Here is an 18,096-nt window from a genome sequence, read left to right on the forward strand (position 1 = left end):
GTAAGGACATATGAAAAGGGGGCGATACACATCGCCCCCTTTTGCATGTCGTGTCTATGTTCATCTTAGACCGCAGTATGCGATGCATCGGCAGTGAACTGCCCCATTTAGCGGCTACGGCCTTAGCAGCACCCACCCGACCGAAACCGCGTAACAAGGCCCCCCAAGTCGCTTGGGGGGTCAATCCATCACACTTGGGACGGTTCAGCTTGCTCCGGTTCAGGGCTGCCAAGCCGTTTGTGAGTGCCTGTAAGCTTCATGACGAAGACAAAGAACACGGGCGCAAAGATCACGCCTAACACGGTGGCCGAGATCATTCCGCCAACCACATTGATGCCGATCGCGTTTTGGCTCGCGGCCGAGGGACCGGTGGCGATCGCCATAGGGATAACCCCCATGGTGAACGCCAGCGAAGTCATCAGGATCGGACGGAACCGCAAGCGGCAAGCCTCGACGGTGGCGTCGATCAGGTTGTAGCCCTCGGTGATCAAGTCCTTTGCGACCTCGACGATCAGGATGGCGTTCTTGGCAGATAGACCGACGATAGTGATCAGACCCACGGTGAAGAAAACATCGTTGGACAGTCCAGTCAGCGTCACCGCCGCCACTGCCCCGATTGCTCCCATCGGCACGATCAACATCACTGACAGCGGAATTGACCAGCTGCCGTATAGGCCCGCAAGACAGAGGAAGACAAAGAGCACCGACAGGCCGATCAGTATCGGTGCTTGGCTGCCACTTTCGATCTCTTGCAGCGACTGCCCAGTCCATTGGTAGCCAAAGCCCGGCGGTAGGTCTTCGGCAATACGCTGCATTTCGGCCAAAGCCTCGCCCGAGGAATAACCCGGCGCGGCTTCGCCGTTGATGCGGATCGACGGGTATCCGTTGTAACCGACGATCTGGGACGGGCCGAACCCCCATTCAGCGGTGGCAAAGGAGGACAGCGGCACCATTCCGCCCTGTACGTTGCGAACGTTGAGCTTTAGCACCTCTTCGATGTTGCTGCGTGCCTCGGCCTCGGCCTGAACGATCACGCTCTGCATCTTGCCATTGTTCGGGAAGTCGTTGACGTAACCTGATCCCAGTGCAACCGAAATGGTTCGGTTGATTTCACCAAAGGTGACGCCAAAGGCATTCGCCTTTTCTCGATCTACGTCGAGACGCAGCTGCGGCCCCGGTTGAAGCCCTTCGATATACATTTGACCAAGGATCGGGCTTTCCGCGCCCGCGCCCATGATCCGCCCCGCTGCCTGTTGCAGCGCCGCGTTGCCCAGATTGGCGCGGTCCTGAAGCCGGAAGCTGAAGCCAGAACCCGTGCCGAGTCCTTGGATCGGGGGCGGAGAAATGGCGAAGGCAAAGGTGTCGCGGATCGAGAAGAGCATGCCTGACAACCGCCCCGCCAAAGAAGCGGCACTCAGTTCCGGACTTTCCCGCTCGGCCCAATCCTCCAGCGTGACAAAGCTGACAGCAGAATTCGGACCCTGACCAGAGAACGAGAAACCTTGGATCGTCACCACGTCGGCCACACCTTCGGTCCCCAAAGCAAAGGCTTCGGCCTGTTTGGTGACTTCGCGCATCCGAAAGGATGTCGCCTCGGGCGGAGACTGCATTGAGGCGATCAGGTAACCTTGGTCCTCTTGCGGCAAGAAAGCCGCGGGGATCTGCACATACACATATCCAAGCCCCGCAACCAGCGCGGCATAGATCACCATCATCCGCCCAGAGCGGCGCACCATGCTACGGACGCCTCCGGCGTATCCCTTTGAAGCGCGGTCAAAGTTGCGGTTGAACCATCCCGCCGGTCCCTTGCGGGCATGGCCGTGGCCCTTGGGGATCGGCTTCAAAAATGTCGCGCAGAGCGCCGGAGTCAGCGAGAGCGCGAGGAATGCCGAGAAGAAAATCGACACCACCATGGTCAGCGAGAACTGCTGATAGATGATGCCAACCGAGCCGGGAAAGAAGGCCAGCGGGATGAAAACCGCCATCAGTGCCAGCGTGATCCCGACGATGGCGCCAGAAATCTGGCCCATAGCTTTCTTCGACGCGTCGCGGGGCGATAAGCCCTCTTCGGACATGATACGCTCGACGTTCTCGACCACAACAATGGCGTCGTCGACGAGAATACCAATGGCCAAAATCATCGCGAACATGGTCAGCACGTTGATCGAGAATCCCGCCCCCAGCATCACCCCCAATGTACCCGCCAGTGCGATTGGAACCACCAACATCGGAATAAGGGTGTAGCGCAAGTTCTGTAAGAAGATCAGCATTACCACAAAGACCAGAGCCACCGCTTCGAGCAGGGTGTGCACAACCTTTTCGATGGAGGCCGACACAAAGGGCGTGGTGTCATAGGGAATGGACGCTTCGACCCCCGCAGGGAAACCCGCCGACAGCTCGTCCAACAAGGTTCGAACCCCTTCGGCCGTCTCGAGCGCATTGCCAGCGGGCGACAGTTGAATGCCGATCTGTGCGGCTTCTTCGCCGTTCAAATAGGCTTTGAAGGAGTAGAACTCGGCGTCCATCTCGATGCGCGCCACGTCAGAAAGACGCACGATAGAGCCATCTTCGCCAGCGCGCAGGACGATCTGACCAAACTCTGCAGGGGTGCGCAATTGGCCAGTGACCAGAAGCGTCGCTTGGGTTTGCTGGCCCTCGGGCGCGGGATCGACACCGATGGCACCTGCCGCAACCTGCGCGTTTTGCTCGGAAATCGCCGCCGTGATGTCAGTGACAGACAGATCTAGGCCCACAAGCTTGGCTGGATCGATCCAAACCCGCATCGCCCGCTCCGCAGAAAAGAGCTGCGCTTTGCCGACACCATCGACCCGTCGGATCTCATTCAAGACAAAACGTGTTGCGTAATCCGCGAGCCCGACGGAGTCATATCCCGACCCCGGAGCTGCAGCGAGCGAGACGAACATCAGGTAGCTGCTGCCCGCCTCTTCGACCAGAAGCCCTTGTTGTTGCACCTGAGCGGGCAGGGCAGACTCCACGCGGCGCAATCTGTTTTGCGTGTCCACGACGGCCTGTGAAATACTGCTGCCAGACGCAAAGGTGACAGTGATCGTCACCGCGCCCGTCGCCTCTGACGTGGATTCAAAGTAGAGCAGGTTCGGAATGCCATTCAGCTCTTCTTCGATGGGTCGTGTAACCTGTTGATAGAGGTCCTCGGGCGAGGCTCCGGCAAAACGGGTTGAAATGGTGACCTGCGGCGGCGCGACATCAGGATATTGCGCAACGGGTAGCGACGGCAGGGACAGCACCCCAGCCAGCGAAATGAAGATTGCGATCACCCAAGCCAAAACTGGGTTGTCGATAAAGAAACGTGCCATCTATCGCGCCTCAGTTAGTCGGAGCGGGCGCGTCAATGGCGCGGGCACATGTTTCGGAAGGCGTGGTCTCATCGACGGCGGGATCGCTCCAGCACACTGGCGTCACCGGCGCACCAGATCCGATTTTCTGGAAGCCGTCGACAATGACGATGTCGCCCGGAGCTAAACCCTCTTCGATAATCAGGGTGTTGTCATCATTGGCTCGCCCCTCTGTAACGGGGCGCGGCGCGACAGAGCCGTCCTGTACCAGCATCAGCTGCGCCTGCCCCGACGCATCGCGGCGCAACGCCTGCGCGGGCACGACCAGCGCGGCCTCTCGCACTGCCTGCGCGACGCGCACACGAACATACATTCCGGGCAATAGAACGCCTTCCGGGTTCGGCACTTCGGCCCGTAAGGTCACCTGACCGCTAGACCGATCAACCGATGCCTCGGCAAAGAGCAGCTTTCCGGGATGAGGGTAGAGTGAACCATCATCGAGATACAGTTGCACCTCGGCAGCACCCGGAGCCAGTTCCGTGATCTCTCCAGCTTCCATCGCGCGACGCAAACGCAAGAGCTCCGAGACCGGCTGTTGCATGTCCGCATAAACCGTATCGAGTGCTTGGATCGTGGTCATGACCTCTCCTTGCGCGCTCACAAGTGCACCTTCTGTGGTCAGCGCGCGTCCGGTGCGACCGGCGATGGGGGCGCGTACGGCAGCATAGCCAAGGTTGATCTCAGCAGCACGCAACTGGGCTTGGGCTTCGGCCAGCGCGGCGTTGGCCTGAAGCACGGCGGTCTCTGCGCTATCCAGATCGGCACGGCTTGCGACATTCCGCGAGCGCAGGGATGCCAGCCGCGTCTCGGTCTGGCGGGCGTCAGCCAGCCCTGCCTCGGCCCGTGCAACGGTGGCACGCGCGGCATCGACAGCGACCTCGTAGGGCAGGGGATCTAATTCATATAGAACATCCCCCGCCTCGACAGTGCTCCCTTGGGTAAAGACACGACGTTCGACGATTCCGCCGATGCGAGGCCGCACCTCAGCGACGCGTGTCGGGCTGATACGTCCGGGCAGCTCTTGGGCAACCTCGACGCGCTGCGGCTCGGCGATAACGACGCCGACAGAGGGCGGAGGATACCCCTGAGCACTGGCTGCAACAGGAAAGAGCGCCAGAAGCGACAAAAAAGGTAGAGCGGCGCGGCGTGCGCGCCGAGGGATCGGAAACATAGTAAAACTCCGGAGGAGGGGCCGCCATTCGGCCCCCCGGGGGTCGAAGGGTGCCTGCGAGGCCATCGCTGGCGGGGAGGATTGTCAGAGAAGCAAAGGGCGTCAGCCGCCCAGACGAAAGCCAGTAGAGAGCCGGTCCGCGCGCCATATCATGGCAGTCAGTAGCGATAGCGACATCACGATCAGCGGGGGCACTGCGTGAGCAAATTCGCCATGCAACAAAACCGTCAACGCCGCAGCGCCCATGATTGCTGCGCCTAGCAGTCCACCAAGAAAGCGCGTGCGCCGCAGCAGTATGAGCAGTGCGGCCGACCATTCAAGCAGCCCAGTCACCAGATGAAAGCCCGCCGGATACCCCCAGCGCGCGTAATCGGCCAGTATCTCTGGCGAGGCAAAAACATTAAGCGTACCGCCAAGCAGAAAGAACGCAGCAAGCAGCCACGTGATCAACGCGCGCCAAGGAAGGGTTTTCATAGGCGTCTCCTATTGCGCGGAGCTGGCCCCCGACATGGGGCCAGCCCACCAACGTTAGGCCAGATTGGATTCAGCGAATTCGTAGTTCGCGAGGTTGTCGAGGAAGTTGCTCACATAGTCGGGCCGGCGGTTGCGGAAGTCGACGTAGTAGCTGTGCTCCCACACATCGAGGCCCAGAAGCGCAGTGCCTTCGCCGGTTGCCAAGGGGTTCACGCCATTCGCGGTCTTGGTCACGCCGAGGCTACCGTCTGCTTTTTGAATAAGCCAAGCCCAGCCGGAGCCAAACTGTGTGGTCGCAGCGGTTTTAAAAGCTGCCTTGAAATCATCGACCGATCCAAATGACTCGACCAGCTTCGCCTCGAGTGCACTGGGGATGCCGCCACCGGTCGGGGACAGAGCATTCCAGAAATGGATGTGGTTCCAGTGCTGACCGGCTTGGTTGAAAACGCCTGCCAGCGCATCGTCCGCATAGCTCAGCGCAATGATCTCCTCGAGCGATTTGCCCTGCAATTCTGCATTCTTTTCCACAAAACCGTTCAGCGCGGTGACATACGCCTGATGGTGCTTGTCGTGGTGCAATTCGAGCGTTTCTTGGCTCATTCCGCGCTCGGCGAGGGCGGCGTGAGAATAATTCAGCGCGGGAAGTTCAAAAGTCATTCGAGGCTCCTATGGACGCGACGCTTGCGTGATGGCGCGCGCTTGGTTATTTAAACAAGTAATGACTTTGAAAAACATCGAGGCGAATATGTCAAGCAATGACTTGGAAAAAGAAACGTGGTCACCACGGGCTCCGTCCGAGCGGTTGCTGATGACGCTGAAAATGCAGGGCCCCCAAACCTCGGCAGAAATAGGCCGGAGGCATCGCATTACCGGAGAGGCGGCGCGCCAGCAGTTGATGAAGCTGCACGAGGACGGGCTAGTGGAAGAAGAGCGCCGCAGTGCAGGACGGGGACGGCCCGCGACCTACTGGCACCTGACCGACAAGGCCCAAGCGCGCTTTCCCGACACCCACGCGGATTTGACCGTCGATATCCTGCGCAGTATCTCTGAAGTACTCGGCCCAGACGCCTTGGACCGTGTGATCAAAGAGCGAGAAGCAACCACGCTTGCGCGGTACCGACAGTCGCTGTCCGAATGCAGGACCACCCGAGAGCGATTAGAAAAACTCGCAGAGTTGCGTACCGCTGAAGGCTACATGGCAGAAGTTGTCGAAGAGGACGGCAACCTTCGCCTGATCGAGAACCACTGCCCGATCTGTGCTGCAGCCGCGTTCTGCCAAGGTTTCTGCCGCGCCGAGAAAGCCGTATTCCAAAGCGCGCTCGGGCCGGATGTTGAGATACAGCGTGACGAACACATCGTTGGCGGCGGTCGCCGCTGCACCTATCTTGTACGCGAGTAGCACACTTTTCCTCGTATCGATAACCTAGAAAGCCCCGACACCGGGACCCTGTCTCTCTACCATTGCCGCCATCCTTGGCGCGCAAGAATCCATGTTGCTTTCTGCCATTAGGTTAGGAGGGAGCATGCCTGAGTGCCGCCACGCATGTACTCACCGGCCCTACGCTCAGTTCTCGCGCAAACAACTGCTGACGCGCTCGGCTTAATGCAGTGCGGCCGGCCTTCTCAGCATACTTGGGTCCTAGTGCACATATCGGACGATATGTCAGCGCAAGAGCTAGGTATTGGGCATGATATGGTCGTGCACATGGCCAAAGCTCCAAGAAAAACCTTCCCCATGAGCTGTCAGCGCCGAGACTGCCGAAAAATCGAGCATTGATTGTGTTTTACAATTATCTAGTTGTGAAACACAATCTTTTTGTTGCGCCGCATCCAATCCCGCCAAAAGATGAATCTAAGACAACAGAGAGACACCATGACCAAACCACCAACCCCCTCAGAAAACGAGGCACAGCCCTTTACCGTCGCGGGCCTGCGCATGGACGTTCTGGAGGGCGCCTTCAGTTGGTACATCCGCGCAATTGATGCAGTCGTCTCTCGCGATCTGGATCAACGCACCGCTCATCTCGACGTAGCCAAAGGCAAGGGCAAGATTACAGCCTTGCTTTTGGTCGATGGGCATCCGGGAATCCGCCCCTCTCAGATCGCAGAAGTCCTGATGCGCGACCGGCCCGCAACAGGCAGGATCATCGACCACTTGGTCAAAGCCGGTGACATACGTCGCGAGAGCGATGCCGAGGATCAGCGCGCACAAGCCTTGTACATCACTGACAAAGGCAGCGCTTTGGCCCAAGAGGTCCGCGACATCATCCGCGAGCAACAGGATGATTTCTTTGACTTTATTCCCCCCGAGGATCGCGATGAATTTATGCGGATGCTTCAGAGGGCGTATATCAACATGAGGAACAAACTGAAATGAGCCGCAAGGTTGCCCTGATTTCCGGTGCCAGTCGCGGCATCGGCGCAGCGACAGCGCAGAGCCTATTCAATGCAGGATGGGCCGTGTCTCTGGGGATGCGCCAACCGGTCATGCCGGGATGGGCTGAAACCGACACAGATCGCGTCCACTTGTTCCCTTATGATGCGACAGACAAGAACGCAGCAGACAACTGGGCCAAGGCTGCATCAGGTCAGTTCGGCCAGATCGACGCGCTGATTGCGAGCGCCGGGATCATGATCCCCAAAACACCGGTCGAGATTAGCGACGCAGAAATGACCGAAATGCTCGAGATCAACGTTCACGCTCCGCGCCGTTTGGCAGCCGCGTGTTGGGAAGCGCTCGGCGCGTCGGGTCGCGGGCGCATTATTCTGCTGGCCTCTCTCTCCGGAAAACGGGTGAAATCTGCAATGGCCGGCTCTTACTCGATGTCGAAATTCGCTGTGGTCGGGTTGTCTCATGCCTTGCGCCAGGCGGGTTTTGATCAGGGCATCCGATGTACGGCTGTCTGTCCGGGATTTGTCGCGACCGATATGGCGGCGTCGATATCCGACCGCGCCCCCAACACCATGACCCAGCCAGAGGATCTGGCCCGCGTCATGCACATGCTGATCGACCTGCCTAACGAGGCCAGCGTCGCCGAATTCGCCGTAAATTGCCAGTTGGAGGAGCGTTACTAATGCCCGGCCCCTTTGTAGTACCTGTTCACGGCGATGTTGATCTGCCGAAAAAAGTCGACGTGGTTGTCATAGGCGGCGGCATCATTGGCTGCTCGACCGCGCTCGAATTGGCCGAAAAGGGCCTGAAAGTCGCCCTCTGCGAAAAAGGTGGCATCGGGCACGAACAGTCCAGCCGCAATTGGGGATGGGTCCGGATCACCCGCCGCGACCCACGCGAAATCGCCTTGATGGCCGAGGCACTGCGCATCTGGCCCACGCTTGCCGAGCGCACGGGTCGCGATTTGGGCTACAAACGATCCGGCATCGCCTTTGCCTGCGGCACGGCAAAAGATTATGCCGAGCATGAGCGCTGGCTCGAGTACCTCAAGGACTACCAGTTCGACAGCAAAATGCTGTCCCGCGAAGAATTCGAAGCCATGACGCCGGGCTTCAACTTGCCCATCGAGGGCGCGCTCTACACCTCCGCCGACGGGCGGGCAGAGCCGCAAAAGGCCGCGCCTGCGATCGCCGAAGCCGCTCGTGATCGCGGAGCGCATGTTCTAACCGAATGCGCGGTACGCGGGATCGAGACCAAGGGCGGTGCGGTCTGCAGCGTGGTCACAGAACGCGGAGAGATCGAATGCGAACAGGTCGTTCTGGCGGGCGGGGCATGGTCCAGTCTGTTTGCACGAAACACCGGCCTGCGCCTGCCGCAATTGAAAGTGAAAAACTCGGTCATCCGCACCAAGCCACTAGAGGGCGGACCCGAACACGCCATCTGGTACGACGGCTTCGCTGTCCGCAAACGTCAGGATGGCGGCTACACCATCGCGGATGGCTTTCGGAATATCGTCGATATCGTCCCTGACAATTTCCGTTACATGATGGACTTTTTGCCAGCTTTGGGCGCGCAGTGGAAAGCGCTCATGCTGCGCTTTGGCGGGCGCTTTTACGACGAGGCGCGGCTGCCAAACAAATGGTCCCTGAGCGAGGCCAGCCCCTTTGAATACAACCGCGTATTGGACCCCAAACCCGCGTTTTCATTACAGGACCAAGCGCTTGCCAACCTGCGAAAAGCGTTTCCCGTCTTCGAAAAAGCCGAGATCGCGCAGCGGTGGGCAGGGGCGATTGACGTGACGCCCGATGCGATACCTGTGATCTCTGGCGTCGATGACATTCCGGGCTTTTACATCGCAACCGGATTTTCAGGCCACGGCTTTGGTATCGGCCCCGCGGCTGGCCGCCTCATGTCTGATCTGGTGCGCGGCGTGACCCCCGTGGTCGACCCGACGGCCTTCCGCTTCTCCCGTTTCTCCGACGGCTCGAAGATCGAGATCATCAGCGGCTTTTGACCCCTTTCGCGCGGCACTGGTGTGCCCGCGTCCCAGAGAACGTGCGCGCTGCGCCGGCGGCGTTCTCTCCTCCTCCTTTTGTGCGCAACAGGGAAATCAAGATGACTGACGAGAAGAAAAATTCCGCACATCTCAACCGCCGTCAGGCGCTCATGATGATGGGGGCTGCTGGTGCGGCCTTGATGACGCCTATGGCGATTGGCCGTGACAAGGCCTTTGCCGCAAACGCGGATGCGACCGGACAGCTGGTTCTGGCATTTTCCCAAGAGCCGACCGTCTTCAACCCGCTGATGCCCCACATCGAAGTGGACGAAGGCCTGTATTACGCGGTCTACGACACCCTGTTCGACTTTGATCCTGATGGCGAATTCTTTCCCATTCTTGCCGCCGAAGTCCCCACAGTTGCCAATGGCGGCATCTCGGCGGACGGTCTGAACTGGACGCTGAAGCTTAAAGAGGGTGTCACCTGGCATGACGGTACGCCCTTTACGGCCGAGGATGTGAAATTCTCGCTCGAATTGACCGTGGACCCCGATTTCCGCTCGTTCCGCTCGACCGGCTATAAGCTGATGCAGGACATCACCGTCGTTTCGGACACCGAACTGACATGGACCATGAGCGAACCTTTTGCCCCAATGGCGGCCATTCTTGCGTCGACCTACATCGTGCCCAAGCACGTGTTCGACGGGGTCGAGGACAAGAACGCGACCATCCTCAACACCGCGCCCATCGGAACCGGTCCGTTCAAGTTCAAAAACCGCATGGCCGGTGACCACATTGAGCTGGAAGCTAACGCCGACTACCACATGGACGGCCCGTTCCTGAAGACGCTGATCATCAAATACGTGCCTGACCTGAACGTCATGTACACCCAGTTCAAATCCGGCGACATCGACGTCATTGGCCTGCAATACATCACCCCCGATCATTTGGCCGAAGCCGAAGGACTAGAAGGCAAAGAGGTCACAGTCGCTGGCACCGCGACCTTTGAATCCATCGGCCTGAACATGACCCGCCCGCAGTTTCAGGAAAAAGCCGTGCGTCAGGCCCTGTATCTGGCGATCGACAAAACCTCGATCATCGACGCGCTGTATTATGGCGTGCCGACCCCGACCGAGACCTACATGCCCCGGCAGTCCTATTACTATAACGACGACCTGCCGACGCATGAGTTCAACATCGAAAAGGCAAACGCGCTGCTTGATGAAGCGGGCTGGGAAAAGGGTTCCGACGGCATTCGCACCAAAGATGGCGTGCGTCTGTCCTTCTCGAACTCGACCACCGCGGGCAATCACCTACGGGAACAAGCACAGCAGTTCATCCAGCAGACCTTTGCGATGATCGGCGTCGAGATGACGATCAAGAATTTCCCACCCGCTGTCATGTGGGGCGACTACTGGATGAATTCCGAGTTCGACACAGTCGTTGTTGGCCTGAACACTCTGGCAGGCGCGGACCCTGACACCTCAGACTATTTCATGTCTACAATGTCGCCCGCGCTGGGTGGGTCGGGGCAGAACACCTTTGCCTACCAGAACCCCAAGGTGGACGAGCTGCTGACCAAAGGCGCGCAGAACTTCGTCCCCGAGGAACGCAAGGCGATCTATCAGGAAATGCAGGCCGTTATGCGCGAGGATCTGCCCTTCTTGCCGATGTTCCAATACGCGGTGGTCAAAGGCTGGAAAGACGACGTGACCGGCCCGACCCCCAACGTGAACAACCGGATCGATACATGGAACGTGCGCGATTGGGCACGCACCTGATCCCACTCTCTTGGTCAGCCGCGCTCCGCGGCTGACCTCCCCCAACGTTTACCTACATGAGGGGACATCATGGCCCGTTATCTTTTGTCTCGGCTCGGCCAGAGCCTTATCCTGTTGCTGATTGTGTCCTTTATCGGGTTCGCGGTGCTCACGCTGGCCCCCGGTGGACCCCTGTCGCAATTCGCGCTCAGTCCGGGCATGACACAGGAGCAAATCGACAAGATCGCAAACCAGATGGGCCTCGACCGTCCCGTGGTCGTTCAGTATTTCGACTGGCTCAGCCATCTGCTGATCGGCGACTGGGGCACCTCCTATCGCGATGGCCAGTCGGTGCTGCACGTGATCGGCAGCCACCTGTTTGCGACGCTCTTGCTGATGGGCACCGCCACCGTGATTTCCGTCACCCTTGGTAGCAGCATCGGCATCTATAGTGCCCTGCGCCGTGGCGGAGCGTTCGACTATACCATGACCGTCTTTGCGATGGTTGCCCTGTCGATCCCGACTTTCTGGTTCGGTCTGATCGCGATCTACATCTTTTCCCTAAACCTCGGCTGGCTGCCCGCAGGCAACATGTACACCGTCGGCGATGGGTCGGTTCTGGACTACATCAGCCACCTCATCATGCCCGCCACCGTTCTGGCGCTCGTCGATGTGGCAATCTGGAGCCGCTACATGCGGACCTCGACCCTGAATGTAGTGAACCAAGATTTCGTCCGCACCGCCAAAGCCAAAGGGCTGACCGGTCGCCGTGTCCTTTTCAAGCACATCGTCGGCAACTCGCTGGTTCCGATGATCACACTGGCTGGCCTGCAACTGCCGATGGTCCTTGGCGGCGCGCTGGTGACCGAAACCGTTTTCACGTGGCCCGGCATGGGGCGGCTGTTCCTCGATAGCCTTGGGTACTCGGATTACCCCGTGGTCATGGGGCTCTTGATGGCCTCTGCCATGCTGGTTCTGGTCGGTAATCTGCTGGCCGACATCACTGTCGCGCTCATTGATCCGCGCATCCGTCTTGATTGAGGAGCTGCACATGACAACCCTTTCTACCAACTCTGCCGAACGCAAACCCTTGATCAAATCCCGCGCCCTGCGCCGCTTCCTGAGCCACAAGTTGGCGCTGATCGGGACGATCATGGTGCTGACGTTAACTTTTGCCTGTTTCGTCGGCCCGTATCTGCTGCCTTATGACGAGCTCTACATTGATCTGATGTCCCGCTTTGCCCCGCCGGGCACGAACGGTCACCTGTTTGGTACAGACCCATTAGGTCGTGATATTGCAGCGCGCCTGTTCCATGCGGGGCAGATTTCCATGGCAGTCGGGTTCGCCGTGATGATCATCGCGACGTGCATCGGGTCTGTGATCGGCGTGATTTCTGGATACTATGGGGGCGCTGTGTCTGCCGTACTGATGCGCGTCGTCGATGCCTTTCTGTCATTCCCGTCGGTCTTCCTGCTGCTGGCGCTGGCAGCATTCATTCAGCCCGGCCCGGTGATGATCGCACTGATCATTTCGGCCACCAGTTGGATGGAAGTCGCCCGTATCGTCGAAGCCGAAGTCAAATCCCTGCGCAATCAGGACTTTGTCCAAGCCGCCCACATGCTGGGGCTGTCCAACCGCTGGATCATGTTCCGCGAGCTGCTACCCAATGCCATTGGCCCCATCATCGTCGCCGCGACCCTGACAGTGGCCCGCGCGATCCTGCTAGAAGCGTACATCTCGTTCCTTGGCTACGGCATTCAGCCACCGCTTCCCAGCTGGGGCAACATGCTGAACGGCGCACAGCAGTATCTGGCCACTGCACCTTGGCTGGCCATCGTACCTGGTGTGGCGATCACCATCGCGGTCGCTGGCTTCAACTTCATTGGGGACGGCCTGCGGGACGCCTTTGACAGTCGCAGCGATCTGGGATGAGCCAAACTATGCCCAAGTTCTCGGAGTTCAAGGACACCCTGTGGTACGCGACCGCGCACGATGCGCCAAAGACGACGGCGCTCAAGGGCGAAGTCAAAGCTGACGTCTGCGTCGTCGGGGCGGGGTATTCTGGCCTGACCACAGCGCTGGAACTGGCACGGGCAGGGGTCTCGGTCGTGGTTTTGGAACGCGAAGAGGTCGGGTTTGGCGGATCGGGCCGCAATGCCGGACACTGCACACCGACCTTCACTCACTTCAGCCTGCCGGAACTGCGCAAGCACTTGGGTGCCCCATGGGCGGACCGCCTGATCCAGCGTCAAACCCGCGCCAATGACAAAGTGGCAGCAATGATCAATCGCTACGGCATCGACTGCGAGTGGGAGCAGAACGGCTATGTCCAAGGGGCGCTCTTCCCCTCGCACCTCAAAACCCTGCGCGGCCATATGAAGAGTTACAATGCCGTCGGGGCCCGCACGCGTATGCTGGACCGTGAAGAAGCCCACGAGATCACTGGATCGCCGCGCTTTTACGGTGGCTGGTTCCACGAAGAGGCCGGCGGCATGAACGCTTTGGCGTATGCACGTGGGCTTGGCCGCGCCGTGCAGGCAGAAGGCGGGGTAATTTATACGCGCACACCAGCCGAAATCTGTGATCGACAGGGGCAAGCTTGGGTCGTCAAAACGCCCCGAGGGGCTGTCCGCGCTGAAAAGGTGATCTACACCACCGGCGCCTACACCGTCGCGGGCTGGCCCAAGCTGGATCAGACCTTCAAGATCATGCGGGTCTTCGTTGCCGCAACGCAGCCCTTGTCCGCCGAAGCGCAACGGATCGTTCTGCCCAAGCGCACAACCATTCAGGACGGACGTGGTGACATCTACGTCTACAAGTACAACCGCGAAAACCGGATCGTGGCCTCCATGTTCCCGATGGGGGCCCGCGGCCGCGACCCCGCTTTGACTCGAAAGATCTTGTCAGAGCGTCTGAAATGGCTGCACCCTGATCTACGCGAAGAGCCGCGCTGGGAGTTCTTCTGGTTCGGCGAGTTGGACATGCAGCGCCGAACCGTGCCGCGGCTTTACGGTTTAGCGCCTGGTGTGATCGCGATGACAGGGCTGTCGGGACGCGGTGTACCCACGGGGTCAATGATCGGCGGCATTCTGGCAGATTGGGCCAATGGCACACCAGAAGCCGATCTGGACCTGAAACTCGAACCCCTGAGCCGGCAACCGCTCTACATGAGCGTCGCGCCGCAGGCCGCCCTGCGCAGTTATCGGATCCGCGACAATTTGCGAGCGAAACGCCAGAACGCGCCGCTCCCCCCTTTTGCATGAGATAGGAGAAACTTCATGCCCGGACCGAAAGTCGAACCGGTCGAAAGTAGCACCACATTGCCGGATCAAGTCGACGTGGTGGTTATTGGCGGCGGCATAGCAGGAGTCTCTGCCGCACTGGAATTGGTCGAGCGGGGCAAGACGGTCGCCCTCTGCGAAAAGGGCCAGATCGGGGCCGAGCAATCTAGCCGGAACTGGGGCTGGGTCCGGCTAACCCACCGCGATCCGCGCGAGATGCCCCTGATGATTGAGTCCGTGCGACTGTGGAAACAGATGGACGAGCGCACAGGACAAAAGACCGGCTATGTACAATGCGGCGCGACATACACTGTCACCTCCGAGGCCGCGCTCGAAACCGAACGCCGAAGTGCAGACGACTTGCAGGCCTACCAGATTCCCGCACGGATCCTAAGCGCAGACGAGGTCAAAGAGGCTTTTCCCGGATTGGGACTGTCGATCAAGGGGGCGCTGCATAATCCGCAGGATGGGCGCGCAGAGCCTCAGGCCGCGGCTCCCGCAATCGCACGCGCGATCATGGCCAACGGCGGCACGGTTCATCAAAACTGTGCAGTCCGGACCCTGGAGACAAAAGACGGCAAGATCTCTGGCGTCGTCACCGAGCATGGCACCATCAAGTGTGATGCGGTGCTTGTAGCAGGAGGTGTCTGGTCGCGGCTTTTCCTCGGCAACCACGGAATTGATCTGCCCGCACTCTGGACCAAGGGCAACGTTCAGCGCACCGAAGCTATCCCTGATGGGCCCGAAGGCACGCTCAAGCACCCCGATTTCACGATGCGGAAGCGCCGCGATGGCGGCTACACCATCGCCTCGGCCATCCCGAGCCGATATCAACTGACCCCCGACAGCTTCCGCCTGCTAGGGAAATTTCTACCCACATTGATGAACGAATGGAGACGCTTGAGCCTTGGCGTCGGGACCGCGTTTTTCGAGGCGCTGCGCATGCCGAAGCGCTGGAGCGCCACTGATATCACCCCGTTCGAGAAGACGCGCATCCTTGATCCAGAGCCCGACACCAAACTACTGGACAAAGCGTTGGCGACGCTCACTGGATTTTACGCACCCTTCAAAAACGCTAAAATTGCCCAGCGTTGGGCAGGTTATATCGACGTGATGCCTGACGTGATCCCCGTGATTTCCGATACCAAAGACGTGAAAAATGGAATTCCCGGTCTCTATGTCGTGGCCGGCTTCTCTGGTCATGGCTTCGGGCTCGGGACAGGCGCAGGGCGGCTGGCGGCCGATCTGATCACGGGGCAGGGCCCATGTGTAGATCCCACGCCATTTCGGCTCAGTCGGTTTTCGGACGGGACCAAGATCGTGCCGATGGGGGGCATTCTGCAACGCTAGCGCGTAGAAACAGCCTGCACGGCCACTCTAAGGGCCTGAGTTCCGACAAGTCCCGAAGCCGCTCGGCAAAACGGGGTTTGCGTCAATCCGTCGCGTCATGCATGCTCGGTGCATGACGTTTATCGACTACGGACATAACCTCTGGCTCGTTGCAATTTCGTTCGTCGTCGCACTGGTGGCGGGCGCGACCGGCCTTTGGCTCACCAAAGACCTTTCGAAAAAGACCGTCCTGCAGCGCAAACTCTCGGTGGCCTTGGCTGCGATTGCGCTGGGGGGCGGGATTTGGTCGATGCACTTTGTCGCGATGCTCGGGCTGCGGATGCCGATGCTGTTCTACTACGACGCGGCGATAACCCTTGTGTCTGCACTGATCGCCATACTGATCGTCACTTCGGCGCTTCTGCTGCTGCACTTCCGTAAGCGGACCAAAACAACAATCTTGATCGCGGGCACATTGGTTGGTGCAGGGGTGCTGGCCATGCACTACGTCGGCATGGCGGGGATGCAGTTGTGCCAACCAGTCTATACCCCGAGCGGCGTAATAGGATCTTCGATTTTAGCGATTGGCCTATGCATTCTTGCCTTTGCGGTGGCCTATGGGCGGCGGTCCAACCGGAATATCCTGATTGGAACACTGTGCTTTGGCGTAGCTGTAACCGCTGTGCACTTTCTCGCCATGTCGAGCACAAACTTTGTCGCGCTCGAGCGGACCCAAGAGATCGGCCCCCTGATCAGCAAAGAAGTTATGGCGATAGGTGTGATCCTAAGCAGCTTTGTGATTTTTGGCATGTTTCTGTGGGTTGGCTCGACCGTCTTGGTTCCGGTTGATCCAAATTCCGCTGATCCGGTTGCGACCGCCCCTGTCGACCAGCCTACCGAGACCACCCCAGCCAGCCCTGAAATATGGGTGCCCTGCGAACGCGAGGGCGCCAAGGTCCGTGTCGCAGCAGGAGAGGTCGCCTTTGTCCGCGCGGACGGGCACTACACCCAAATCTACACCGAAGATGGGCGCTACTACTGCGCTTGGCCGATCACCGAAGCAACCAAGCGTCTGGTCCCCGAGGGCCTGATGAAGGTCCACCGCAGCTATTTGGTGAATCCGTCCAAGGTGGTCCATTTCGAGCGCAAGAAGGACAAGGGGCGCTGCTCCTTTGGTCCCTCTGGATTGCCCGAAGTTCCTGTCAGCCGGTCCCATCTGAAAGAGGCAGAAACCGCCTTTTCCTGAGGACGGCTCCGCCGCGCATCCACGCCTCGTCCCATGCCATCTCGTGCCCCGACCTTCGGACCCCGAAGCTGTTCGTTCAACCGAGCGCATTTCGTGCAGCAGGCGGCGCATTTCGTGCAAAATGCTCGGAAATAAAGCGTTTTCAGAAGCCATAGACCCGTCCGGCCGCCAGCCTTCTCCTCGCCAGAATGATTGCTCAGGGAGGAGTGACGATGATTCCAGCGGCGTTCGAATACTACCGGCCAAAGGACATGGAGGGGGTTCTCGCGGTGCTTACAGAGCATGGTGATGACGCGCGTGTCCTTGCCGGCGGACACAGCCTGATACCGATGATGAAGCTGCGCATGGCCGAGGTCCCGCACCTGATCGACCTGCAAGACGTCGCGGGACTTGGCGGGATTTCCGTCAGCGATGGCACCGTGCGCCTTGGCGCGATGGTGACCCAGTCTGACATCATCGCCGACGCTGTTCTCGCCGACGCTGCGCCCATCATGCGCGAGGCGTCTCTCCAGATTGCTGACCCGCAAGTGCGCTACATGGGCACCGTCGGAGGGAACGTGGCCAATGGTGATCCGGGCAATGACATGCCAGGCCTGATGCAATGCCTTGATGCGACCTTTACGCTGATCGGTCCCGACGGCGAACGCGAGGTCGCGGCGCGGGATTTCTACGAGTCCGCCTATATGACCGCCCGCGAGGATGACGAGGTGCTGACCGCCGTGTCCTTCAAGGTGCCCGAGGGCGGCTACGCCTACCAAAAGCAGAAAAGAAAGATTGGCGACTACGCGACCGCCGCTGCCGCCGTTCAGATCGTCAAAGAGGGCGGCACCTGCGCACGCGCCTCCATCGCTATGACCAACCTGAGCGACACGCCGGTCTATTCAGAGGCCGCAGGTGCGGCACTGGTCGGGACATCTGTCACTGACAGCGACATCGACGCGGCCGTGCAGGCGATGCTGGGAGACATCGATCCTGCCGAAGACAACCGCGGCCCCGTCGAATTCAAACGCCACGCAGCCGCTGTGATCCTGCGCCGTGCCATCGCACGCGCTTGGTCGCGCGCCTGATCGGG

Annotated in this window: 15 protein-coding genes; 11 read left to right on the plus strand and 4 right to left on the minus strand. The window is 59.6% G+C overall.

All coding sequences use genetic code 11. The annotated features are described in order from the left end of the window. Positions 1-188: 188 nt before the first annotated feature. From BM225_RS15600 to BM225_RS15615, 4 genes are all read right to left on the minus strand, one after another. Entirely contained in the window at positions 189-3,335 is a 3,147-nt protein-coding gene (locus BM225_RS15600; protein ID WP_092464880.1) for an efflux RND transporter permease subunit, read from the minus strand. 10 nt (positions 3,336-3,345) lie between these two features. Beyond that, positions 3,346-4,545, minus strand: coding sequence for an efflux RND transporter periplasmic adaptor subunit (locus BM225_RS15605; protein ID WP_092464881.1), 1,200 nt, complete (start codon positions 4,543-4,545; stop codon positions 3,346-3,348). A 102-nt stretch (positions 4,546-4,647) separates the two neighbouring features. Then, a complete protein-coding gene (locus tag BM225_RS15610) occupies positions 4,648-5,019 on the minus strand; it encodes a DoxX family protein (protein ID WP_092464882.1) in 372 nt (123 codons plus the stop codon). Between the two features lie 54 nt (positions 5,020-5,073). Then, positions 5,074-5,676: a superoxide dismutase gene (locus BM225_RS15615; protein WP_092464883.1), complete on the minus strand. Its 603-nt coding sequence runs from the start codon at positions 5,674-5,676 to the stop codon at positions 5,074-5,076. A 151-nt stretch (positions 5,677-5,827) separates the two neighbouring features. Between BM225_RS15615 and BM225_RS15620 the strand changes: the two genes are divergently transcribed. From BM225_RS15620 to BM225_RS15670, 11 genes are all read left to right on the plus strand, one after another. Continuing rightward, positions 5,828-6,418 (plus strand): helix-turn-helix transcriptional regulator, encoded by a 591-nt coding sequence (locus BM225_RS15620; RefSeq protein WP_092464995.1) that lies wholly within the window; start codon positions 5,828-5,830, stop codon positions 6,416-6,418. A 474-nt stretch (positions 6,419-6,892) separates the two neighbouring features. Then, a complete protein-coding gene (locus tag BM225_RS15625; RefSeq protein WP_092464884.1) occupies positions 6,893-7,396 on the plus strand; it encodes a MarR family winged helix-turn-helix transcriptional regulator in 504 nt (167 codons plus the stop codon). Continuing rightward, the gene (locus tag BM225_RS15630) at positions 7,393-8,094 is read left to right on the plus strand and encodes an SDR family NAD(P)-dependent oxidoreductase (RefSeq protein ID WP_092464885.1); all 702 of its coding nucleotides are present in this window, start codon (positions 7,393-7,395) and stop codon (positions 8,092-8,094) included. Before BM225_RS15625 ends, BM225_RS15630 begins: the two co-directional genes overlap by 4 nt. After that, positions 8,094-9,425: an NAD(P)/FAD-dependent oxidoreductase gene (locus tag BM225_RS15635; protein WP_092464886.1), complete on the plus strand. Its 1,332-nt coding sequence runs from the start codon at positions 8,094-8,096 to the stop codon at positions 9,423-9,425. The genes BM225_RS15630 and BM225_RS15635 overlap by 1 nt, the downstream gene beginning before the upstream one ends. 101 nt (positions 9,426-9,526) lie before the next feature. Next, positions 9,527-11,188, plus strand: a complete 1,662-nt coding sequence (locus BM225_RS15640) for a peptide ABC transporter substrate-binding protein (RefSeq protein WP_092464887.1) — start codon at positions 9,527-9,529, stop codon at positions 11,186-11,188. Positions 11,189-11,257: 69 nt separating this feature from the next. Next, positions 11,258-12,208, plus strand: coding sequence for an ABC transporter permease (locus BM225_RS15645; protein WP_092464888.1), 951 nt, complete (start codon positions 11,258-11,260; stop codon positions 12,206-12,208). A gap of 10 nt (positions 12,209-12,218) precedes the next feature. Further along, positions 12,219-13,100, plus strand: coding sequence for an ABC transporter permease (locus tag BM225_RS15650; RefSeq protein ID WP_072703601.1), 882 nt, complete (start codon positions 12,219-12,221; stop codon positions 13,098-13,100). An 8-nt stretch (positions 13,101-13,108) separates the two neighbouring features. Continuing rightward, a complete protein-coding gene (locus BM225_RS15655) occupies positions 13,109-14,431 on the plus strand; it encodes an NAD(P)/FAD-dependent oxidoreductase (protein ID WP_092464889.1) in 1,323 nt (440 codons plus the stop codon). A 15-nt stretch (positions 14,432-14,446) separates the two neighbouring features. Continuing rightward, the gene (locus BM225_RS15660) at positions 14,447-15,799 is read left to right on the plus strand and encodes an NAD(P)/FAD-dependent oxidoreductase (RefSeq protein ID WP_092464890.1); all 1,353 of its coding nucleotides are present in this window, start codon (positions 14,447-14,449) and stop codon (positions 15,797-15,799) included. Positions 15,800-15,911: 112 nt separating this feature from the next. Beyond that, complete coding sequence (locus BM225_RS15665; protein ID WP_092464891.1) at positions 15,912-17,024, plus strand: MHYT domain-containing protein; 1,113 nt, start codon at positions 15,912-15,914, stop codon at positions 17,022-17,024. A gap of 212 nt (positions 17,025-17,236) precedes the next feature. Next, positions 17,237-18,091, plus strand: a complete 855-nt coding sequence (locus BM225_RS15670; protein ID WP_092464892.1) for an FAD binding domain-containing protein — start codon at positions 17,237-17,239, stop codon at positions 18,089-18,091. The last annotated feature ends 5 nt before the right edge of the window (positions 18,092-18,096 follow it).

Origin of the sequence: Donghicola eburneus, assembly GCF_900115865.1 — a bacterium.
GTDB lineage: Bacteria > Pseudomonadota > Alphaproteobacteria > Rhodobacterales > Rhodobacteraceae > Donghicola > Donghicola eburneus.